The sequence below is a fragment of the Paenibacillus terrigena DSM 21567 genome, from assembly GCF_000374845.1.
GTDB classification, from domain to species: domain Bacteria; phylum Bacillota; class Bacilli; order Paenibacillales; family Paenibacillaceae; genus Paenibacillus_K; species Paenibacillus_K terrigena.
This window is the reverse complement of record NZ_KB895413.1, coordinates 444,085-467,613: the sequence shown is the minus strand read 5'-3', so window position 1 is coordinate 467,613 and position 23,529 is coordinate 444,085. Positions and strand designations below refer to the sequence as shown.

The window sequence follows — 23,529 nt, the reverse complement described above, 5'->3', positions numbered from 1 at the left end:
GAATAGCCCCCGCTTATCTCACTAAGATAGGAGGGGGCTACATAATGCTATATCATCAATAATTCACGAATATCATCTTCGGTTAAAGAAGAAACTGAACCTTCGCCAGTCGTGATCACTTCGTCGATGAGATCTTTCTTCTTCTGCTGCAATTCATACATCTTCTCTTCAACCGTGCCTTGCGATACGAGGCGAATCACTTGGACCACATTCTTCTGACCCATACGATGAGCTCGGTCAGTCGCTTGCTGTTCGACGGCAGGATTCCACCACAAGTCATACAAAATCACCGTATCTGCGCCTGTCAGATTGAGTCCGGTCCCCCCTGCTTTGAGCGAAATCAAGAAGATGTCATGTTCACCGTCATTGAATCGATTGCACATGTCCAGCCTCTCTTCCACGGGCGTATCGCCCGCCAAATAAAAGCAAGATAATCCCATTCGGCCTAACATGTCGTTGATCAGATCGAGCATTCCTGTAAATTGCGAGAAAATGAGCATTCTGCGGCCGCTGCCAAGACATTCCTCAATAATATCGAAAAGCTGCTCCATTTTGCTCGATGAACCTTCGTAATCCTCGACGAATAACGCCGGATGGCAGCATAATTGCCGGAGCCGCGTTAGACCGGCTAATATTTTCATCCGATTCTTCTGGAAGCCTTCCTGTTGCATGTCTTGCTTCGTCTGCTTGCGCAGCTTCTCCAAATAAGCCGTATACAATTTCTTCTGTTCCGCAGACAACTCTGTGACCTGCAGCGTCTCAATTTTCTCTGGCAGTTCAGTTAGAACGTCCCGCTTCATCCTACGCAAGATAAATGGTCGAACCATTAGCGCAACTTGCTCCGTTGCAAGCTCTTGAAACTTTTGCTTATAACCGAATAATTCCGGGAAAACCGCATCAAATATCGACCATAATTCTTCAAGCGAATTCTCAATCGGCGTACCTGTTAATGCGAATCTTTGCTGCGCCTTCAACTGCCGTACGGTCTTCGATGTCAATGACGCATGATTCTTAATCGCTTGAGCTTCGTCAAGGAAAAGAGCCCTGAACGTATGCTGCTCGTATTGATCGATATCACGACGCAAGAGCGGGTACGAAGTAATGAGTACATCAGGACGCTGACCACCATTTACGATCAGATCGGAGTTCAACGCATCAATCTGCGCTCCACGCTCCTCTTTGTCACCAACAACGACGGATACACGCAGACTCGGTGCGAACTTCTTGCATTCTCGTTCCCAATTATAGACGAGGGACGCTGGACATACGATTAAGATCGGTCGCCGCAACGCCTCCTCCTGCTCTTGTTCAGATAACATGAAGGTGATGCTCTGTAGCGTCTTCCCAAGACCCATATCATCCGCAAGAATCCCTCCAAATTGATACATATCTAGCGTCTTCATCCACTGGAATCCATCGTGCTGATAATCACGGAGCGTCGCAGCAAGTCCCGTTGGAATTTCAAATTCCAGCCTTTCTGGATGCCGGAGTTGGTCCACAAAGTTACGAAATTCCTTGCCGAATCGAACACCCTGGTATTCTTCTTCATTGTGTAATCGCAATCCGCGTAAGACTGGCAGCGCAATTTGAGGTCCGCGGACATCGGCTGTGGTAACGCCCAATTGATCAAGTAGACGACCTGCTTCAAGGAATGCCTCTTGATCCAAATTCACGAACATTCCCTTGCGCAGACGATAATACTTCTTCTTCTCTATAATTGCTTGCACCAGAAGCTGTATTTCCTCCCGATCCACATTATCCATTTGGAACCCAACTTCAAGCCACGACCCTTCCCCTTTTATGCTCACAGTTGTTCGCGGACCTGCTGTAGAGCGACTTGGTGTGTACATGACTTCCTGCACCGCGGTTGTCGCATAGATCTCACAATAACGTTCAAGCTCAGGAAGTACATGATACAAGAAGTTGTACGTATCTTCTTCATGCTCGAACAAATATCCCTGCCGATATGGCTTCGCCGGAATACTTTCGATTAAGGCCGTGATCAAACGTTCTTTGTCCGAATCGCGTAACAAAATGACGTCTGAGCCTATGGCAGATTTTGATTCGCCTGTTTTCTGTGCAATGACCTGACTGCCGTAGACAAATTCCGCACGCACAATCAACTGATCTTCTGCGCTGCGATCCAAATACATTTTTGCTTGCAGAGGGATGTATTGGAGCTTGTCCTTCATTCCCTCCTCAATCTGCACAGTGCCTACGTGATCCAAAAATGGCAGTACGCGTTCCATGAACGAACCCATTTGGTCCTTCAATATGAGAAGTGTGGATTCGTGCTGAATCACCTGTTGCAATCTCGCAAGCTGCTGCACGTCTCTATCCCTGAGGGCGTACCATTTTCCATCCATGACGGCATATCCATAAGGCGCAAGCACCAGGAGTTGATCTATCCCTAGTGCATTCAAATAATACCCCTTCGAAGCCCCATCTTGAAACAGAAACGTCATCGGTAGTCGTTCATCCGGTTGCGCGAGGTTGAGCTGACCCTTCTTAACATGGTTCTGTTCATACATCGCTCCGGCATCCACTAGTTTAGGCAGTAATTGCTCCCACAGATGGGGCGGAACGATTAGTTCCCGCTCCTGATCATAAGAAGTCAACGCAGGCTCAACACCCCAGCTGTCTCGGTAAATTCGTTCATTCCGTTCGATTTCCATTAAAATTTGAATGACGGCTTGATCGTGTTCATGAAAGAAATGCTGTGCTGGATCGTACGTGAACATGCGAGAAAACTCCAAAGGTTCTCCTTCATCATGATGTCTCAGGAACTCCCTGATCGTCTGCACCGCATACAGCTTCTTGGGACCCATCCGCATTTGAAGGGTTACAATCGACGGCCGCAAAGGATCTGTTATCGCATGACATACAAATTCAACTTGCAGCATCTCAAGCGGCATGATGTTCGAATCCTTCCGCTCCTGTGAATCAAATAATGCTAGAAATTGATCCGTCAGTAGACGCTTCCCTTGCAAATCCCTCTGCTGGATAAGCTGCCCTTGCGACGGAATAGAATTCCGACTGTCATTTGCTCTATTGTCGATCATTCCCCCGTTCTGCTCAGAGGCCATCATGCCGAACATTACCGCCGCGATATGTTGACAGTTGGTATAATACTTTTGGAATGCAGCACATTCGCACGCAGCCTCCATATCTCCGAATGGATCCAGCTGGATTTGTACATGGTATTTCGCTTTGCCAGAGACGATGGCTTCATAACTCATAATCTCAGCATGGTAAGTGAGCTGCTGGACACGCCCTGCTTCATAATCATCCTGTCCCCGCTTCCATGACGCCGTCCCGCATAACTCCATAATTAGTTCACTTGTCATCTTTGTTCGATTCATTTGATTCATAAGTTCCTCGCATTGATAAGATTTACATTTCTCTTATTCTATCATCTGCGCAAGCCTTATAACACTTCCGATTGCATACGTTTCGTACGTGGAACAGGATCCGGCCGTTCCGCATTACGTAGTTTCTTCTGTCCTTTCCAACGAAACAGTACCAGAATGCCTCGCAAATACTCATCTGTGATCATACAACAATAAATTCCGATAAGTCCCCATCCAAGATGTACGCCGAGCGCATAAGATAATCCTGTCGCAATCGACCACATGGAGAGGATCGCAATCGTCATCGTATACCTCGAATCACCCACTGCATTCAGCGAGTTCCCCATCGCCATATTCATCATTTTGCCTGGCTGCAAGATCAGGTTCAGTCCAAGAAGCGATGCGCCAAGCGCAATAATTTCATGATCGGTTGTGAAAATGCCAAGAAATTGTCGCCCGAACAAATAAATAATGAACGCATTCACCGTTACGAGTACAAGCCCGATTCCCAGTGCCCGGTACGCACTCCGATAGGCCTCATCCGTACGTTTACCACCAAACAGATGTGCAACTTGAATTTGCAATGCCATCGCGACGGAGGAACCAAGCAAGAAGCAGAATGACTCAAGGGTGTTCATATAGGTTCGTGCTGCCATTTCTTTAGGACCCAGCATCGAAATAAAGGAAAAAATAATGAGCTGCGAGAATACCCAACTTGCCATATTCACGCCTAACGGCCAAGCAATTCGCATGACATCCTTGAACAGCTTCGAATCGAAACTCCATATATCCCGCCAATTTACCCGCCGTTCAAACGCATTCAAGAACATCATGAACAGCAATATCGTGCCCAATATACGGCTCAGCAAGGTGGAGATCGCAACTCCGGTTAACCCCCATTGTGGGAAGCCGAACGCGCCGAATATGAACGCATAGTTAAAAAAGATATGAACAACATTCATCCCAATGGCCGTGAACATTGGGCCTTTCGTATTCCCCATACTGCGAATGACCGTACTTAACGTCGACATGATCGCCGTCAGGACCATCCCCCCGCCAACGATGGAGATATAGATTTTCCCTAGCGGCAGCAATGGTTCAGGCATTTGGAGCATTCTTGCAATCGGAACTGGAAAGAAAATAAGCAGCAGGCTAAGCAGCAGCCCTATCACAGTCCCGACATTCAGGGCCATCATGCCGATGGTGCGTGCATGCTCTTGTTGCCTTGAGCCGATTTTCTGAGCTATGAGAATCCCAGCACCGCTCGCAATCGTCGTGAACAGAATCATGAGCGCATTAAATAATTGATTGGAAAAGCCGACAACGGCAACAGCATCGTCCGATATCCGACTCACCATTAACGTGTCTGCCGTACCCAGCAGAAACTGCAAGAAAACCTCAATAAATATAGGCCAAGCTAACACCCACAATGTAAATTTCTTATCTTCCATATCGATAATACAAACCTCCTGATGTTCATCTTGCACATGATAGATCGTCTAAATTATAAATGGTATACTGTGGATTGAATATTAAGATACCAACGCATATTTATAAATTTCAAACCTAGCAACTGACTCGAAAAAGGGGATCCGATGCCTATGCTTAAATTTACTGCCCCGCCGCTGCCACATTATATAATAAGCGGACCACATACCCTATTGAAAGGCCAGAAGCACCCGAGCCGCTCGAATATCCAAGTATTTGACCTACTCGTTATTAAAAGCGGATGCTTGTATATGGGAGAGGAGCAAGAGACATTCGAGGTACGCAAAGATCATGCACTCATTCTTCTGCCTGACCGTTATCATTACGCTACAGCTGCGTGTGACGTAGCCACGGATTATTACTGGCTGCATTTCCAGACGGACGGGCCTTGGTCACTTTTGCAGCAGCAGCATATGGATCCGGTCACGGACGAAAACTCCAGAAAACCCGTATCCAAATTTCTTACCCGTACTTTTGACCTATATTTGCCGCAATTTACCTTACTCGATCAACCGAGTAAAGTTTTTGGCATGATCGAACAATTGATTGCATTAGATCAAGGGCTTGATTCACAGCAGGTTCGTTGGCAGCAGCAGGTCGTATTTCAAGAATTGCTTCAGCACCTCTATGCTTCCATGAAAGCACAGGGATCGAATACTTCAACGCACTGTGCAGAGCTTGCCGCCGCTTACCTAAGGCAGCATTATCGTGAGGAGATCTCGGCAGCCAGGCTCGGTGAGGATACGAATTTCCATCCTGTCTATATCGCTCGTTGTATGCATCGGCAATTCGGCTGCTCACCTACGGAGTATTTGCAGCGCTACCGCATCGAACAATCCAAGCTGCTGCTCTTGCAGACGGATGACTCCATCGCGAGAGTCGCAGAAGAAGTCGGTTTCAATCAAGGCGCTTACTTCACCTCCTGCTTCACAAAGCTAGAAGGCATCTCACCTAGCAAATATCGGCAGCGATTTCGATCTTAGGACATCACAACAAAAAAACGCTCACCGTCCCTTGTAAGGGCGGTAAGCGTCAAGTTGAAGCAATGAATTATAAGAAGCGATATTGTGCTTCAATCAATCCGAAATACGTTCCCCGCTGCGTCATTAACGATTCATGTGTACCTTGCTCTTGGATTCTACCGTGATCTAGTACAACGATATGATCCGCATGACGAATCGTGGAGAGACGGTGCGCGATAATGAAGGATGTACGTCCTTGCAGCAATGTCTTCAGCGCTTCTTGAATTTTCACTTCGGTCTCAGTATCGATACTTGCAGTCGCTTCATCCAGAATAAGAATACGTGGATTCGCTAGCAAAGCCCGTGCGAAGGACAAGAGCTGACGTTGTCCCATGGAGAGGACATTCCCACGTTCCTCAACTTGCGTATCATAACCGTCAGGCATGTTCGTAATGAATTCATGTGCGTTGACGGCTTTAGCTGCTGCTTCTACTTCCTCATCCGTCGCATCCAACCGTCCGAATCGAATATTATCCCGGATCGAGCCGGAGAAAATAAACGTATCCTGCATCACAATCCCGATTTGCGAGCGTAGACTCTCGATCGTGACATCGCGAATATCGATGCCGTCCACGAGAATTTGCCCCTCAACCGGATCATAGAACCGACTTAACAGGTTGATGATCGTACTCTTACCCGAACCGGTATGACCGACGAGAGCGATCGATTGACCTGCTGTGACATCGAGGGAGATCCCTTTCAAGGCATGACGGCCTTTCTCATATTCGAATACAATGTTCTTGAAATTCACATCCCCGCGAATTGGCGGTAACTCCTTCGCTTCCTTGCCTTCCGCAACATTCGGTACTTCGTCCAAATATTCGAAGATCCGCTCCGAAGAAGCCATCGCAACAAGCAGCTGCGAATACAATTGTCCAAGACGGTTAATCGGATCCCAGAAGTTCCCGACGTAGTTCGCGAAGGCTACGAGCAAACCTACAGTCATCGCTTCTGACTTTAGAAGATACGCCCCGTAGAAGAACAAGATGAACGTTCCGATCGCACCAGTGATCTCAATGACAGGACCGAACGTCTGGTTCATCGCCGAAGCTCTGTCCCAAGATTTGCGGTTAACAGTATTCATTTCTGTGAAGAAGCTGATGTTTTCTTTCTCTTGTGTATACGCTTGAGTTACACGAATCCCTTGAATGGCTTCGTTCAAGTGTGAGTTAATACGTGATTGCTTCACACGAACATCCTGCCACGCCATACGGATTTTCTTCCGCAGCTTCGTCGAGACGATGAACATGAGCGGAACCGTAATCATAACAGCGATCGCCAGCTTCCAGTTCAGGAACAACAAGATGACAATAATCCCAGCTAGCTGTACACAATCGATCATCGAGTTGACGACCCCGTTCGTGAACAAATCTTGCAGCGAGTTGACGTCATTCGTAATCCGTACAAGTACGGAGCCCGCAGGTCTTGTGTCATAGAAACGGAACGATAATTTCTGTATATGCTTGAACAATGCTGAACGTAGGTCATAAATGACACGCTGTCCGATAATGTTCGTAAATTTAATGCGGTACGTATTCGCTGCCCATTGGATAATATAGAGCACGAGCACAACACCGGTGTAAGTATAGAGCAAAGAATAAGTCGGATTATCGATACCGATTTGTGGTGTTATCGCTTTATCAATCGCGAGACTGATCAAGAGCGGTACGGCAAGTCGTGTAATGGTTCCTAGAATCATCATCACGATAATGACCGGAAGCATTTGCTTCGCATACGGTTTCATAAAAGCGAATAATCTCGTGAACTGCGTCCAGTTAAATGACTTCTCGATCTGGTCATCATCTTGATAGATGAATCGCTGATTCACGCCTCGCTTCGTTTGTGCTTTCTCCGCCTGTACACTCATGATATCACCTGCTTCCCTAATGCAATCGCTTCAAGTTCGGCGCGATCCGCATACTGTATATCATAGACGTCTCGGTAAGGACCCGATTTTGCAATCAATTCTTCATGACCACCACGTTGTACGACGTGACCTTGATCCAAGACGAGGATCTCATCCGCATGACGTAACGAGGAAATCCGATGCGCGATAATAAATGTCGTTCTGCCTTGCATGACTTCACGGAAACCAGCTTGAATCTCATGCTCTGTCTCCATATCAACGGCGCTTGTCGCATCGTCAAGAATCAAAATCTTCGGATTGATCAGGATCGCACGCGCAATAGCAATCCGCTGCTTCTGACCGCCTGAAAGTCCCATCCCCCGTTCGCCAACAACCGTGTCGTAGCCTTCAGGAAGTTCAGTAATAAATTCATGTGCCTTGGCAAGTCTTGCGGCACGTTCGATTTGCTCTTCGGTCACATCACGAAGCCCGTAAGCGATGTTGCTGCGGATGGTCGCTGAGAACAGGAATGTTTCTTGGAATACGGTTGCAATTTGACTGCGCAAGCTCTCGATTTCTAGATCACGTAGTTCGACACCATCAAGTGTTACTCGACCTTCTTGCACATCATAAGCTCGCATAATGAGCGAGATGATCGTCGATTTCCCTGCGCCCGTACCGCCGAGTAGACCGATAATTTTGCCAGGCGACGCATCTAGCGAGATATTGTGTACCGCATGCGGCGCATTGCCGTAGCCGAAGGAAACGTTCTCAAAGCGGACATGCCCTTTGACTTGATCAGGATGCAATTGAATCGCATCTTCGCTGTTCTTCACATCCACCGTATGATCGAGCAATTCGAGAATCCGTTCACCAGATGCCTTGGATTGCGTGTAGTTGTTGATATGGTATCCAATCCCCCACATCGGTCCGATAATGTACCAAATCATACTGAAGAATGCAACCAGCTCACCAAGTGTCAAGCTTTTCTGGATTACCTGTACGCCACCAAACCCTAACAAGATGACGACACTCATACAAGCGAGAATTTCCATCACAGGGAAGTAGGTTCCCCAGAGCATCGCAGTGCGAATTTGATTCGCTTTGTACAGTTCATTTTTCGTACCGAACTTATCGACTTCATGTGCTTCACGAGCGAACGACTTCACCGTCCGAACACCTGTAATATTCTCTTGTACCGCTGTTGTCAGTTGACTCATCGCTTGGCGCATCTCGCGGAAAGCGGGATGAATCTTCTTCTCGAACCGAATGGCCGTGAAGACGAGTAGCGGAATACATACCATCGTGATCAGAGTAAGCTGCCAGTTAATCGACACCATCATAATCGTACCGAACAAGACCATCAAGATCATGTTCAGAATCTGCGCAAATCCGAAACCTACAAAGTTCCGCAGCGCTTCTAAATCGGCTGTAAGACGTGACATCAAGTCGCCTGTCTTCGCCGTGTTATAGTACTGGTAAGATAAATACTGCAGTTTCTCATAACAAGCATTTCGGATGGAATAGGCAACTCGATTGCCTAGTCGACCCCCGAAGTAACCGTGTAGAAATTGCAAGCATCCTTTGATGCTCACGACAACCAGCACAGTCAGGGATAACGGTAACACGATGCCATAATTCTCTTTCCCGATCACATCATCAATCATGATCCGCAGCAAGTTGGGGTACACCAGACCTAACGCCGTTGCTACAACCAAGCAAAGAATCGATAACCCGAGAAAACGTCTTTCCGGCCAGTAAAAAGTTTTAAGTCTCCTGAAAACGTCCATTCTCTCTCTCCTTTTTTCGTTAAAACTTCTTTAACTTCATGCAGTTTAACATCATGCACAGATCACTTCAAAGAGCATCTGAGGTCATTTAATCCCTGTAACCAGATTGTGATGGCGAATTAAGGAACAAATGTACGATGTTCTCTTAAATCATCCAAATACATCGCTTTCTTTGGCACATTCAATTCATAAAAACACAAAACCCCGTACAAATACACGCTTTGTACGAGGCTTTGACATTTTGAAAATTGGGTTAAAATCATGATGCCGTTCGAAGAGCTCGTATAAGCTCCTCAAGGCTTTCAGTATCCGTCTGTTGGACTAACGAGCTTCGAATCCCTTCGCATTGCTCTGCTGCTGCATCATGCATTTGCGCTGCATAATGCTCAAGGACTTGTTCCGAGAATGCCGAGTAATGGGTGACGAATCCACGCTCATGTTCCTGAACAGCTGCTTGAATTGAATCCACATAGGCCGATTCCATCACTTGGCGAAGACGCGCTTTGCCTTCCCCTTCGAAGAATGACTTCGGGTTTTTGAAAATGGACCAGATTTCTCTGAAATCCACTTCCGGTGAACGCAAGTTCTCATCCACAACGGGTGGAGAACTCTGTGGTGACAGTAACGCGCCCATCTCGAAGGACGGAAGCACGGCCTGAACGTCTTGGATCGCTTGTTCGGCATGGCGTGCAGCCATTTTTAACGCAGCTTGCTCAATCCGGATCGTCGTTGCAAGCAGCTCTTGAGACAGCTCCAACGCGATCAGTCGATGGATTTCGAGGACGCAGCTCTTCAGCGCGAGCTTCAGATCCTGACTGTCACTCCGCAGCGTTGCCGGGTTGAATGCATAATTAAACAAATCACTGAACCGATAGCGAATCCGTTGCTTCACGTAATAGAGCAGCTCCTGCGTTTCCTTGGTCAGCAGCGGCGCATCGACTGCAGCTTGTCGTTGTAACCCGGCGCAATGTTGTCCCGCTTGCTGTTCGCTAAGTTGGAGCTCTGCAAGCTGGCGCTGCTTCTCTTGCTCATCCGCTTGTGCTGCATCGATCCATTGACGAATCATCCGCTCTGCTCGGACTAGATCTTGCTCACCCGATTGAATCGCCAATTGTCCCAGCTCCTCAATCGTAAACCGAATAAATTCTTGCTCGAATGCAGGTAGGCCCGATGCGATATATCCCGGTTCATCGCTGTTCAATTTCGCGTCAAGGGCTTGAAGGCTAGAGACAGGGTATAACCTTGGGAACCGAATGCCATATTCCAAAAGTTGGTTCTCAACATAAGTTAATACTCCCTGCAATTCGTCATCAGAACCCGCTAAATCCGCTGCATTTACAATAAAGAACATTTTATCAAGCTCAAATGCATCTTTCACTCGTCCAAGCTGTTGTAAGAACTGCCGATCCGCTTGGGAGAATGCATGATTATAATAGGTAACAAAAAGAATCGCGTCCGCGTTCTTTATATAATTAAACGACACACCTGTATGACGCGCATTGATCGAATCCGCTCCCGGTGTATCCACTAAGACGATCCCTTGATCGGTTAGCGGACAGCTGTAATGCAGATGAATTACGCTCACAAAACAGGATTTATCTTCCTCTGCGACATAAGCGCGATAACGCGGCAGATCCGCTTGGAAGCTCTGTCCGAGAAGTGATTCCGAAGCAACCCAACCTTTGGCCACAGCCTTCAGGAAGCTGTAATGCGGACGGCCCGCAGGCTGCACCTGCTCCGGCTTCAGGCTGCGGATGGTCTCCAGCAGGCGGCCTTCGGACGGCATCTCAAGACCCAGCATGGATAACGAGAAGGCGATATCCTCGAGCATCGCTTCACGGGTCTTCATGATAATCTCCGCGGTCCCATGCGGAAAGTCTTCAGTTGGTGCCATCAACTGATTGATGGCAGCCGTCGTCGGGTTCGGCGATACCGGCAGGACGTCCTCGCCAATGAGGGCATTGGCAAAGGAGGACTTCCCTGCGCTAAACGCGCCGAACAGCGCGATCGTGAAGCGGCTATCCTCGAGCCGCTCCGCTTTGCGCGCAAGCCCTGCCCCGAGCGATTTCATCGCGGGGTAGGGCGCGAGCAGCGCCTTCGCGCTGCGCAGCCGCGCTGCCGCTTGGCGCGCGTGCTCGCGTGCGCGGGCCGCGGCGCTGGCCGCGGGCGCCGCCACAGGCGCGCCCTGCGCCGCTGTGGCGCGCTGCGCTGGCGCTGGCGCGGCCTGTGCCGCAGCGCTAGCGGCGCCCTGCGCAGCTGCGGCCGCGTCGGCGCTGCTGCGCGCAGGCGCCTGCGCCACATCCGGCAGCATGCCGGATGTGGCTGCGCCCTGCGGCGCCGCGCCAAGCGCACGCAGGCGCTCCGCGTGCGTGCGCTCGCTGTGCTCGAGGCTGCGCAGCTCTGCGAGCGCAGCCGAGCGGGCGAGCAGCTGCATATGCTGCTCGCGAACAACAGCAGCCTGCGCCTCCAGCCCTCGGCGCAGCTGCTCGAGCAAATCATCCGCAATCGCTAGCGCCTGCTTGCGATAGAGCGCCTTGGCGTCTGTGCTGATCTGCTTCGAATAATTCATTGTATATTCATTCGTGAACGAGGCACCCTCGCTGACACGGGCTGCAAGCCACGCCGGTGTCATTTCCTGCGATAGCTGTGCGAACGTCGACGCCCAGTCCGCTTCCGGCACACCGGATAGATCCGATAGCTTCCGCAGCAAATCCCCCACATGCCAATCAACATGGGCAGTAACCTGCTCCATGAAATGATCATACAGCGCCTTTAAGCGCCGTGTCTGCTCTTCGATCGTCTTCCCCGCCGTAAACAAGAATCCGACCTTGAAGCCAGGTTTACGACATTGCAGATACGTATCCGCCAGATCGCGCGTCTGAGCAGGGATAATGTTCGCCTGATCCAATAGACGATTCAGATCGTCCCTGAATTGTGCTTGAACGCGGCTTGCTTCACCCGCTAACCGCTGCTCTTCCGCCTCTAATGCTGCGAGCTCCTCTGCAAGTCGAGATGCCTGTTCGGACCCGCCCATTCGATCCATCAATTCCTGTCTCTTCGGCTCCTGCTGCGAAGCATAAAGTCGCAAATGTGCTTCAACGACTTGTGCCGCAGAACCTACAATACTATGCTCTCGCAATGCCTCCTGACGTGTCATCAAGGCACCCATCAACCAGTTTAGCTTCTCCCACTCATCGTGAGGATGTTCTGGATGCTTCAGAGACAGATAGAGAATACCCGCCGGCTTAATGTTCCATGCCGCAAAAGCCTGCTCCACCCCCGTACGGTACGCATCGAAGGACAGTTCCCGTTCTCGATGCTTGTCAATTTGATTCACGATCAGATAGATCGGCTTACCCCAATCCGCCAATTGCTTCGCGAACGTAAAATTAATTTCGGATTGAACATGATTATAATCCATGACATAGAATACAACGTCAGCCAGATGCAGTGCCGACTCCGTCGACATCCGGTGCGCATCATCTGTTGAATCCACACCAGGCGTATCGAGCAACGTCCCACGTTCGCCAAGGATTGCAATTTGCTCATAAAGATCAACGGATTCAAATTCTACCCCGTTCACGCAGTACGCTTCCAGATCATTGAGAGGTACAGAGATTTTCTCCCCTACTGCGCCTGGGTTCGTCGGCATCTTCGTAATTATCGCTTGTGGCTGGCCATTGTGAATCCGCACCAAGTTGGCGCTTGTCGGTATCGGACTCGAAGGTAGAATACGTTTCCCGCAGATTCGGTTAATCAGACTCGATTTCCCTGCCGAGAAATGCCCACAGAACGCAATCGTAAATTGTGCCTGTCCCCACTTCTCCATCAGGTCCTTCATTTTCCCTGCATGAACCTCATCGCCCGCTTCTGCTAGCTGCGCTGCGAGCGGCTCTAGACTTAACTTGTAAACATTTTGTAGTTCGTTAGTAGTAAGTACACGCATCGCTATTCTCCCCGACAAAAAAATAAAACCGAATCTCACGGCATTCGGTTTCCCTGAATTTTCCGTAAGATTTCGGTTTCTAGTGTACCATATTTTGTTCTTCTGGAATAAAGATTTCAAAAACTTTTCCATGTTGTAGAATCGTAATATTGCCCGCTTTGACTTTCATCACGACAACTTCAGGCTTTGCTTTCATTTTCTCAAGGTAATTTTCAGGCACGCTTCCCGAATCACTCACCGTTACGCCTTCAATTTCAGTCTCTTCGTTTTCTTGTAAGTTCGTCCCCATTACGGTCTCGTAGATGTCAGAGAACAATTCGAAATTGTCCGTGTACACTGAGATGCATTTCATGTCATTCATCCTCTTCTTTGTTAGATTGCTTTAATCCTTATCTTTCCTTACTTGGATAGGTTTCATACGTTTTTTGCCTTCACGGCAAATGCTGAGCAACGGACAACTTTCACATTTCGGGTTCTGCGCTTTGCAGTGATATCGACCGAAAAATATGATTCTATGATGCGTGAGCGTCCATTCTTCCTCGGGCACACGTCGCATCAATTTTTTCTCCACTTCAAGCACGGAATCCTTCCAATTCGCAAGGCCAAGTCGTTTCGATACACGTTCAACATGCGTATCGACAGCGATCGCCGGAACACCAAATGCATTCGACATGACGACATTCGCTGTCTTTCGACCCACACCTGGGAGCTCCACAAGCTTATCATGCGCTTTGGGCACTTCGCCATTATAACGCTCTAATAGCATCATGCACAAGTGTTGAATGTGTTTTGCTTTGCTGCGAAATAATCCAATGCGGCGAATATCTTGCTCTAATTCCTCGATCGGCACCGCGATATAATCTTCAGGCTTCCGATATTTCTGGAACAAATTCACAGTCACCTTATTCACCGTTTCATCGGTACACTGGGCTGACAACAATACAGCAATCACTAATTCGAACGGATTTGAATGATTCAATTCACAATGCGCATCAGGGAACATTTCACCAATGGTATCCAAAATATGCCTCACGGTCGCGTTATTCATGTCTCATTCTCCCCTCTACTTGAACATAAAACCGCCTTGACGCGGGGCTACCACATCAAGACGGTCATTCAGATGCAGCCTAAAGGTAATTTAATTTCCTACAATTTCTCAATCTCGATGACCTGATTATTGTTGAAGACGAGTAGAATTTGATCTGCATCAGTCAAGGACTGCAGATTTAATAGGGAATCCCCTTTATGAACATAAACATTCGTCACAAAATTGAATTTATAGTTATTATCCGAAAGTGACGCGCGTTGTACATAAATTTCATTCGTAGAAGCGGTGTAGCGAGCGAATTTGCGGCTTAACGTATCTAAGACACGCACAACCGTATTTCCATCCGCATCAAGACGCACTTCGACACGATCTGATGTCGATAAGCTATTGATGTTCGTACTGATCGCTTGATTGCGAATAATCTGATAGCTCGCTGTCAGCTTCATTTCTTTCTTCTGACCGGAGAAGTCTTTCAGCGTAATCTTGGAGTTCGCAGCATCAATAGATTCCACTTTACCATAAGTGAGTGTTACTTTGCGAACCAATTCAGGAACATTTCCTGAAAAATTCACATTTACGATTTGGCCCGGAGCAAAATCCGATGCTTTGAGCGCTGTACCGTTCTCATCGAGCAGTGATACACCATCATTCACCTGTTCGATATATCCCGTGCTGGATTTAATTTTGAGCATATTTCTGCTTGCATCAACCGAATAGACTTCGAATTGCGCTTGCGATTTAATAGAGATACGGCCGACTTTATCTTGCGTTGTGCGAAGTTGTGCCGAGATCATATCGCCAACTTTCACATCCGATAACGATGTGCCAGTGCTCTTACCATAGACGAATACAACGGCTGAGCTATCATATGGCAATGTGATCGTCTGACCCGCATCCGTCATAAGCGTTAACGTCTGTTTCCATGAATCCAAGCTGAGTAATTTCCCATCATATTTATACACTTTTTGCAACGTTAGAATTTTATCGCCAAGAACGGTCAGATTGACTTTCGTCTTCTCTGGAAGCTGTGCTTCAAGATCTTTGAGCGTAACATTCCCTGTTCCAAAGTCAAATTTCGTCGTCTCTGTCGCGTAGAAGGAGAAGGCTTTACCTTTCGCATTCGTTACCGTCAACAATTGCAATTTGGTATTGTATCCAGCTACCGTTAATTCCTGCAGCTGTTCCATTTTACGACCAACCACTTGGATTTTCGAGATACGGTCATCTGGTGTAATGGTCATTTCAATCACGTCGCCATTCGTATCATCCGCGATCAAATCTGCAATCGTCGGTGTCTTGATGCCGTCAACTACAACTTCAACTTTGTCTGCGAGGAGATTCACTTCCGGACGGGAAGTCCCTTCCTTCACATAAGTCACCAGCTTATTCGCTGTGCTGATGTTGATTAATGTACCACGTACGGTTCTCGCACTGGTCTGTTTCACTTCAAGCTGCGTCACTTGACCATTCTTCACGACATAGGAAATGACGTCATTCACTTTCAATTCAGCTAGACTTTTCAGACGTTGATCTTGATAGAGCAGCATGGCATCCGGCGAGAGTGTCAAGGTCTCTTCCACGTTGGATGCATCTCTTACTTTGAATGTCTGTTTCGCAACATCGATCGACGTCACAGTACCTGCACCCGTCTTATTCACGGGTGCAGATTTCACTTGAACAAGAACAACTTTCTTCTGACCGGAGAACGTCTCACGCTTAATATCTAACGTACTGTCTGGCGCAAGATCCTTCGCAGACATCGCTTTGCCATTCTGATCTAAGAATGCTGTGCCTGCATCAAAATCATACGTAACATAATCATCATTGCTCAGAACTGTAAATTTCGTACCTGTGCTATGCAGACGTTGGAATTTGCCCTCTACGGACTCCAGTTGAATCTTCGAATCGATCACTTCAACATAGCCTGCTGTACCTTGGGTATCAATCACTTTCACTTTCGTATAGGCTTGTACGGTCGTTGCAGGTACGGATGTCTCAGAATCAGCTGTGTAATAAGAAGTTCCTTTTAACGTAAAGTTATGAATCTTGCCATCCTCACCATACAAGCTAAGCTCGGAATCCGACAAGCTCGTAATGACACCCTGATAGACATTGTCATATTTGATATTCGTATGTTGATCCCCACGACTGAAGAACGTAGCCAATTGCGCACGCGTTACATTCCCTGCTGGGTTGAATTTATTACCTTCCATCCCCGTTGTGAGCTTCAAATCAAGGGCTACATTAATATAGCCGAGCATGGAAGGGGAGATTTTGCTGTTATCTGCGAATGTCGTTGCTTTATTCATCGCAACCTTTGCCTCAGCCTGTTTGTTCAATGCGCGAACGAGAATTTTCGTGATCCATTCGCGTGAAGCTTTTTTCGAGCCCCATGCCTCTTTGGAACCTGCAGGTGTCATTTCTTCATTTTTATCAAGAAGACCTTTGGAGAACGCAAGCGCGACATACGGTTTGAAGTAGTTGTCCACTACGAATCCGCTCTGGAACGCTACAGACGAAGTCGCATCCAAATCCTTCTCTAGATTCATATAACGAATCGCCATCGTGACCGCTTCTTGCTGCGTAACCGGATCGTTTGGTCTGAATTTGCCGTTATTTCCAAGAAGAATCTTCTCTAGCGCAAGCTTCGTAATATGCTTTTCTGCCCAGAACCCACTCTTGACATCGCTAAACAGGGCACTGCCGCTGCCTACGGATGTATTGGTTGAAGATCCGTTTGTAGTTCCTGTATTTCCAGTATTACTTGTGTTATTTGTATTTCCTGTGTTCCCTTTATTCGCATCTGATGTCGAATTATCTTTGCTATTCGTTGTCGAAGTAGATGAATTTCCATTAGCCGGTGTCACCGCTGCGTATGCACTTCCTGCCGCACCGAATACGAGAACCGCTGATAGAAACAATGTGACGAACTTTTTAGACATGATGTGACTCCTCTCTCTATGTAACCTATTAAAAAATGCTAAGTATAATAAATTCAACAAAGAAGCAGGAAGATCCTGCTTCTTTCTCTTAATTTCTGCTAAAAGGATGTTCTAATTCGACATGACCCATCAAAGAATCGACAGATTTTCCATCAACAAGAATATCCACTGTTTTCACTTCATCGAACTGAAAGCTCGTCTTGAGCAGCGATTGAAGTGCCAAATCTTCTCCTGATGCACCCAAATGCGCATCTTCTGGAATTTTCACATCAACGGTTAATGCACCATCATCTTTCAGCGTTGCAGATAGGAATTCGGATTTATCCCACAATGCAATCAGCTTCTCGTCATCCGTCTGTTGCAACGTCTTCAATGCAGCCAGATACTTAGCTTTCGCATCGCTGAACTTGATTTCCGTGTCCTTCGGTACGAGATTCAAGATCTGATCATCCGTATAGAATGATTGAATTTTCAATGTCTGCTCAGCTGGCTGCACAACCTCCGTCTGATCTCCCGGCTGTGGATCGGCAGATTTCTGTCCGCATCCAGCCGCAATGGCTATCGTTAATAATAGTGTGCTAAGTACTAGAATCGTTTTCTTCAAAATTCTCACCTCGTATTAGGACTTTAATCCCAAATATTGTTTAATCCCATCTTTAATGGATTGGGCCACACGATACTGGAAATCTTCCTGGTAGAGAGCCGATTCATCGGTTTGATTCGTTAAGTAACCTACCTCTAACAAACATGCCGGCATATTGGTCTCACGTGTTACATGCAGACTTTGTTTGCGAACGCCTCGATCCGGGAGTTCGGTGCCTTTTACAAGGTTGTTGTGCATCACTTGCGCGAATGCCTTGCTCTCATCATCTCTGGAGTAATACGTCTCCGTACCACTGATCGATGACTTGTTAATACTGTTCGCATGAATGGAAACAAATAAGTTCGCTTGATGCTGCTTCGCAAATGCAACACGCTCTTTAAGTTCCAAGAACGTATCGTCCGTACGCGTAAGAATGACCTCTACGTCAGGATCGTTCTTGAACACTTCTGCCACCTTCAGCGCCTGTGCCAGATTGAAATCCTTCTCATTCCGCTTATTAAGGCTGATCGCTCCAGGATCCTTCGCACCATGCCCTGCATCAATCACAACGATATATTTGCCAGAGTGCGGCGGGAGCGTTCCCGTTCCATTGTCCTTTCCCGGGTCCGGACTGCTGCCATTCAGATCAACGACAACGGTGTTAGGATCCTTCGTTGTATATACGGAGAAGTTTTGACTTTGTTTCATATCAATGACGACCCGAACTGTGGCTGGGTTATCGCTATATTGCGAATAACGGATTTTCTCAACAACAGGATGATCCTGAACAATGAATTCAGCTTGTCCACTCGAGGCGAAATTCTGCGTCTTCGAGAAGGTATCCGAGAACTTTGAATTCGGAATATCGACGACGATACGATTAGGACCGGTCAACCGTTGTTGCGTTGGCTTCAGATCCCCTTTACTCACCCCAATAATCAATCGGTTATCTTCAAAGGACATCGTCTGGATTTCGGACAAGTCCACTTTTGAATCATTGCCTGCGTTGCCATTGTTCGAAGAATTATTTCCTTCATCTTTGCCTGTACCTGTCGAACCGCCTTGATCTGGGTCCGGCTGTGTTACCGGCGGCTTCGGCTGCGTTACTTCAGATCCAAAATCCGATGTGAAGAGGTATACCGACTTGGTCTCATTCTCCCAATCTACAACAAGTCCCATCGTCTCACCAACGAAACGAAGGGGAACGAGCGTTGTATCTGACTTAATGATTGGAGCTACATCAAGGTTTACTTTCTTGCCATTGACTGTTGCCCATTTCTGGGACACTACGAGTTCTATCGTCTTCTTGTCATTATGTATGGTTACCGTGCGCGTCTTCTTATTCCAGTCAACCTGGAAGCCAAGTTCCTCAACGACTACACGAATTGGAATCATCGTCGTACTCTTAATCATCTGCGCTTCTGCGGACGGAGAGAGTGACACACCATTGAGATACAAATGCAATCCCGCACTCGCATGACTTAAACTCGGTAACATGAACAACATCAAACAAAAAAACACCAACGTACCAATTTTCTTCATCCTTCACCCCTGCTTTTCATAGATTTACTTGCGTGAACAACGGTATCGAACGCCTCGACACCTAACAAATAATTAGACGTCCATTTGTCGACAAAAGTTGCGGTAACTCAACAAAAAAATGAGCCCCAACCCTTTATCTCCAAAGGAATTGAAGCTCTTCCATAATCTATCAAATCGAATTATGCTTGAAATCCTAGATAAACATTTATCCCGTCTTTAATCGATTGCGCAACGCGATTTTGGAACTCTTCCGAAAATAACGCCGCCTCATCCGAGAGATTCGATAAGTACCCAACCTCTAACAACACGGCTGGCATAGTCGTCTCACGCGTCACATGCAAGCTCTTCTGGCGTACACCGCGATCAGGAAGCTGTGTCGCTTGAACCAGCTTGGCATGCATGACTTGTGCGAATGCTTTACTGGCATCCTCTCGCGTAAAATAGGTTTCTGTCCCGGATATTGTAGGTTTGTTCTCTATACTATTCCCATGAATAGACACAAATAAGTTCGCCTGAACCTGCTTCGCTAACGCTACACGATCAGTCAGTGTTGGATATGTATCGTCTGATCTCGTCAGAATAATTTGAACATTCGGGTCATCACGGAATAAATCTGCGACTTTAAGGGCTACTGGTAGATTGAAATCTTTCTCGCGTCGGTTGTTCGGGCTGCTCGTACCCGGATCATTACCGCCATGCCCTGCATCTATGACGACGATATATTTGCCTGATTGCGGTGGAGTAACAGGCTGTCCCGCACCTGGGTTTGTCCCTACGTCAACATTCGCTTGATTAAAATCAACGATGATTGTGTTGGGATCATTCGCGGTATATAGACTAAAATTTTGGTTTTGGTTCAAATCCAGCACGATCCGCACGGTCGATGGATTGTTGGAGAAGAGCGAGAAACGGATTTTACTGACAACGGCATGATTTGGCACTTGGATTTCTCCTTGTCCGTTCATGCCAAAAGTAGCGCTTTTGAAGTACGAATCTGCAAATTTCGCGTTCGGTAGATCAATGACAACACGATCCGGATTCGTCAACCGTTCCTGCTTAGGTAGTAAACTGCCTTTACTGACGCCGATAATAAGACGGTTATCCTCGAATGTGACAGACTGTACGTCTGTGAGTTCACCCATCTTCACCTCTTCAGATAAATCCTTGTCACTCGATGCTCCTGAATTTGCAGGATCTACTACACCGCCCTGATCTGGCTCTGGCAATGTTGTCGGTGGCGTGGGCTGCGTCACATCGGAACTAAAGTCGGAGGAAAATAAAAAAACCGATTTACTCTCATTTTCCCAATTGACGACGAGACCCATCTGTTCTCCGACAAAACGGAGCGGAACAAGCGTCGTATCCTTTTTGAGTGACGGCGGCATATCCAGTGTGATTTTCTTATCGTTCACTGTCGCCCATTTCTGATCAACGACGAGCTGAATCGTCTTCTTATCATTATGTATAGAGGCCATGCGCGTCTTCTTATTCCAATCTACCTGGAAGCCAAGCTCTTCGACGACAACCCGGATCGGGATCATGGTTGACCCCTTAATCATTTGCGCTTCTGCAGACGGCGAGACAGACTCTCCATTGAGATATAACTGCAACCCCGCTTCCGCATGCATCATACTCGGCAACAAGAACAACATCCAACAGAACAATACGATAGCGCCTATTTTTCTCATCCGATTCTCCTGATCTTCATAGATTTATATTCTATCAACACAAAAATGATAAGACATGACACCTTCTCACAAGAATAGACATCCAAAACTTTACAAAAGTTGCGCGTTATAGTAAATATAAAACAAAAAAAATAGAGCTTCAACCCTCTAATTGTGAAAGGATTGAAACTCTTTCTATTCAATAGATAAAAATTGATCGTTTATGCAAGATTACGCTTTTGCTCGTAAGCTGAGATTTTATCTTCGTGCTGCAGTGTTAGACCGATATCGTCAAGTCCTTGAAGTAAGAATTGACGGCGGTGCTCATCCAAGTCAAATTGAATTTCCAGACCGAACTCATCTGTAATTTTCTTATTCTCAAGATCAACCGATAGCTGGTAACCTTCGTGTTCCGCTGTACGCTTGAATAAATCTTCCACCTGCTCTTCTGACAATTTGATCGGTAGAATCCCGTTCTTGAAGCAGTTGTTGTAGAAAATATCTGCGAAAGACGGCGCGATTACGCAGCGGAAGCCATAATCCAAGATTGCCCACGGTGCATGTTCACGGGATGATCCGCAGCCGAAGTTCACGCGAGAGACCATAACGGAAGCTCCCTCGTAGCGCGGTTTGTTCAATTCAAACGCTGCGTTCACATCGCCATTCTCATGGAATCTCCATTCATAGAATAGAAATTGACCGAAGCCAGAGCGCTCAATACGTTTCAAAAATTGTTTTGGAATAATAGCGTCCGTATCCACGTTTACGCGATCGACCGGTCCGACAATCCCTGTTAGCTGTTTAAATGGTTCCATCGATTATTTCCCCTCTCGTCCATCATCTTCCGAATCTATTCTATTAGTTCGCTGCTTTTAGTTCCCAATCACGCACATCGACGAAATGTCCTTTGATCGCCGCTGCTGCTGCCATCGCTGGAGATACCAAGTGCGTACGACCACCGCGTCCTTGACGTCCTTCAAAGTTACGGTTCGAAGTCGAAGCACAACGTTGTCCAGGTTGTAATACGTCTGGATTCATCGCAAGACACATACTGCATCCTGCATCACGCCATTCAAATCCTGCTGCTGTGAAGATTTTGTCCAAACCTTCCTTCTCGGCTTGAATCTTAACACGACCAGAACCTGGAACGACAATCGCAGTTACATGGCTCGATACTTGGTAACCCCGAGCGATTTCTGCCGCTGCGCGCAAATCTTCAATCCGACCATTTGTGCAAGAGCCGATAAAGACATAATCAATACCGATCTCAGAAATAGGTGTTCCTGGTTTCAGATCCATATATTCAAGAGCTTTCTCAGCTGCTTTACGTTCATTCTCGGAAGAGAAGTCATTCGGATTCGGTACCGTTGCCGTAATATCTGTACCCATTCCTGGGCTTGTTCCCCAAGTCACTTGAGGGATCAGGCTGTCGACATCGAAGTCAACAACTAGGTCATACGTTGCGCCATCATCGGATGCAAGCTGTTTCCAAGCCGCTACCGCTTGATCATAGGCTTCACCTTGCGGTGCGTATTCACGGCCGCGCAGATATTCGAATGTTACTTCATCCGGTGCGATGAGACCCGCTCTGGCACCCGCTTCAATCGACATGTTGCAGACCGTCATACGTTCTTCCATCGTCAAGGAACGAATCGCTTCACCTGTGTATTCGATAACATAGCCTGTTGCGAAGTCTGTACCGTATTTCGCGATAACGCCAAGAATCATATCTTTTGCCGTTACACCTGGTTTACGGTTGCCGACAAATCGAACTTCCATCGTTTTGGCTTTCGCTTGTTGTAGACATTGTGTTGCAAGTACGTGTTCTACTTCACTCGTACCGATCCCGAATGCCAATGCGCCGAATGCGCCATGCGTTGATGTATGGCTGTCGCCGCATACGATCGTTTTACCTGGATGCGTTAATCCAAGTTCTGGACCCATTACGTGAACAACCCCTTGATCCAAGCTGTTCAAGTCAAAGCAAGTGACGTCGAAATCTGCGCAGTTCTTCGATAATGTATCGATTTGCTGCTTCGAGATGGGATCAGTAATGTTAAAACGGTCTTTCGTTGGTACGTTATGGTCCATCGTTGCAAAAGTCAGCTCTGGACGGCGTACTTTACGATTGGACAAGCGAAGTCCTTCAAATGCTTGTGGAGATGTTACTTCGTGAACCAAATGAAGATCAATATACAAAACACTTGGTTTGCCTTCCTCTTGATGAATCACATGATTTTCCCAAATTTTCTCAAACATCGTTTTTTTCGCCATTATCATTCACCTCTTCATCGAATCGAAACCA

Annotated in this window: 14 protein-coding genes; 1 reads left to right on the top strand and 13 read right to left on the bottom strand. The window is 47.2% G+C overall.

The genetic code is table 11. The features are described 5' to 3' along the window. Positions 1-47: 47 nt before the first annotated feature. Together C558_RS0106310 and C558_RS30515 are read right to left on the bottom strand one after the other, a co-directional pair. Complete coding sequence (locus tag C558_RS0106310; protein ID WP_026263760.1) at positions 48-3,347, bottom strand: DEAD/DEAH box helicase; 3,300 nt, start codon at positions 3,345-3,347, stop codon at positions 48-50. Positions 3,348-3,427: 80 nt separating this feature from the next. Continuing rightward, complete coding sequence (locus tag C558_RS30515; RefSeq protein WP_018755402.1) at positions 3,428-4,801, bottom strand: MATE family efflux transporter; 1,374 nt, start codon at positions 4,799-4,801, stop codon at positions 3,428-3,430. Between the two features lie 144 nt (positions 4,802-4,945). Between C558_RS30515 and C558_RS0106300 the strand changes: the two genes are divergently transcribed. After that, positions 4,946-5,821 (top strand): helix-turn-helix domain-containing protein, encoded by an 876-nt coding sequence (locus tag C558_RS0106300; protein WP_026263759.1) that lies wholly within the window; start codon positions 4,946-4,948, stop codon positions 5,819-5,821. A 67-nt stretch (positions 5,822-5,888) separates the two neighbouring features. Here C558_RS0106300 and C558_RS0106295 read toward each other — a convergent pair whose 3' ends face one another. The 11 genes from C558_RS0106295 to leuC all read right to left on the bottom strand — a co-directional run bounded on the left by C558_RS0106295 (position 5,889) and on the right by leuC (position 23,504). After that, positions 5,889-7,727, bottom strand: a complete 1,839-nt coding sequence (locus C558_RS0106295) for an ABC transporter ATP-binding protein (protein ID WP_018755400.1) — start codon at positions 7,725-7,727, stop codon at positions 5,889-5,891. Next, positions 7,724-9,496, bottom strand: coding sequence for an ABC transporter ATP-binding protein (locus C558_RS0106290; protein ID WP_018755399.1), 1,773 nt, complete (start codon positions 9,494-9,496; stop codon positions 7,724-7,726). The genes C558_RS0106295 and C558_RS0106290 overlap by 4 nt, the downstream gene beginning before the upstream one ends. Before the next feature lie 259 nt (positions 9,497-9,755). Continuing rightward, positions 9,756-13,442 carry a dynamin family protein gene (locus C558_RS30510; RefSeq protein ID WP_018755398.1) on the bottom strand — a complete coding sequence of 1,229 codons (3,687 nt, stop codon included), beginning with the start codon at positions 13,440-13,442 and terminating at the stop codon, positions 9,756-9,758. 79 nt (positions 13,443-13,521) lie between these two features. After that, positions 13,522-13,794 carry a hypothetical protein gene (locus C558_RS0106280; RefSeq protein ID WP_018755397.1) on the bottom strand — a complete coding sequence of 91 codons (273 nt, stop codon included), beginning with the start codon at positions 13,792-13,794 and terminating at the stop codon, positions 13,522-13,524. A gap of 30 nt (positions 13,795-13,824) precedes the next feature. Continuing rightward, the gene (nth, locus tag C558_RS0106275; protein WP_018755396.1) at positions 13,825-14,490 is read right to left on the bottom strand and encodes an endonuclease III; all 666 of its coding nucleotides are present in this window, start codon (positions 14,488-14,490) and stop codon (positions 13,825-13,827) included. Positions 14,491-14,588: 98 nt separating this feature from the next. Next, positions 14,589-17,432 carry an S-layer homology domain-containing protein gene (locus tag C558_RS0106270; protein ID WP_018755395.1) on the bottom strand — a complete coding sequence of 948 codons (2,844 nt, stop codon included), beginning with the start codon at positions 17,430-17,432 and terminating at the stop codon, positions 14,589-14,591. 88 nt (positions 17,433-17,520) lie between these two features. Then, on the bottom strand, positions 17,521-18,036 hold the full coding sequence (locus tag C558_RS0106265) for a GerMN domain-containing protein (protein WP_018755394.1): 516 nt from the start codon (positions 18,034-18,036) through the stop codon (positions 17,521-17,523). A gap of 15 nt (positions 18,037-18,051) precedes the next feature. Further along, positions 18,052-19,557, bottom strand: coding sequence for an N-acetylmuramoyl-L-alanine amidase family protein (locus C558_RS0106260; RefSeq protein ID WP_018755393.1), 1,506 nt, complete (start codon positions 19,555-19,557; stop codon positions 18,052-18,054). A 179-nt stretch (positions 19,558-19,736) separates the two neighbouring features. Further along, positions 19,737-21,245 carry an N-acetylmuramoyl-L-alanine amidase family protein gene (locus tag C558_RS0106255; protein ID WP_018755392.1) on the bottom strand — a complete coding sequence of 503 codons (1,509 nt, stop codon included), beginning with the start codon at positions 21,243-21,245 and terminating at the stop codon, positions 19,737-19,739. Positions 21,246-21,445: 200 nt separating this feature from the next. Then, on the bottom strand, positions 21,446-22,039 hold the full coding sequence (leuD, locus tag C558_RS0106250) for a 3-isopropylmalate dehydratase small subunit (protein WP_018755391.1): 594 nt from the start codon (positions 22,037-22,039) through the stop codon (positions 21,446-21,448). Between the two features lie 43 nt (positions 22,040-22,082). After that, positions 22,083-23,504, bottom strand: coding sequence for a 3-isopropylmalate dehydratase large subunit (gene leuC / locus C558_RS0106245; RefSeq protein WP_026263756.1), 1,422 nt, complete (start codon positions 23,502-23,504; stop codon positions 22,083-22,085). Positions 23,505-23,529: the final 25 nt, after the last annotated feature.

Coding starts and splice junctions, on each gene's coding strand:
- leuD (WP_018755391.1), bottom strand. CDS start 22,039: ATGGAACCATTTAAACAGCTAACAGGGATTGTCGGACCGGTCGATCGC.
- C558_RS0106280 (WP_018755397.1), bottom strand. CDS start 13,794: ATGAAATGCATCTCAGTGTACACGGACAATTTCGAATTGTTCTCTGAC.
- C558_RS0106255 (WP_018755392.1), bottom strand. CDS start 21,245: ATGAGAAAAATAGGCGCTATCGTATTGTTCTGTTGGATGTTGTTCTTG.
- C558_RS30515 (WP_018755402.1), bottom strand. CDS start 4,801: ATGGAAGATAAGAAATTTACATTGTGGGTGTTAGCTTGGCCTATATTT.
- C558_RS0106260 (WP_018755393.1), bottom strand. CDS start 19,557: ATGAAGAAAATTGGTACGTTGGTGTTTTTTTGTTTGATGTTGTTCATG.
- nth (WP_018755396.1), bottom strand. CDS start 14,490: ATGAATAACGCGACCGTGAGGCATATTTTGGATACCATTGGTGAAATG.
- leuC (WP_026263756.1), bottom strand. CDS start 23,504: ATGATAATGGCGAAAAAAACGATGTTTGAGAAAATTTGGGAAAATCAT.
- C558_RS0106295 (WP_018755400.1), bottom strand. CDS start 7,727: ATGAGTGTACAGGCGGAGAAAGCACAAACGAAGCGAGGCGTGAATCAG.
- C558_RS0106310 (WP_026263760.1), bottom strand. CDS start 3,347: ATGACAAGTGAACTAATTATGGAGTTATGCGGGACGGCGTCATGGAAG.
- C558_RS0106270 (WP_018755395.1), bottom strand. CDS start 17,432: ATGTCTAAAAAGTTCGTCACATTGTTTCTATCAGCGGTTCTCGTATTC.
- C558_RS0106290 (WP_018755399.1), bottom strand. CDS start 9,496: ATGGACGTTTTCAGGAGACTTAAAACTTTTTACTGGCCGGAAAGACGT.
- C558_RS0106300 (WP_026263759.1), top strand. CDS start 4,946: ATGCCTATGCTTAAATTTACTGCCCCGCCGCTGCCACATTATATAATA.
- C558_RS30510 (WP_018755398.1), bottom strand. CDS start 13,442: ATGCGTGTACTTACTACTAACGAACTACAAAATGTTTACAAGTTAAGT.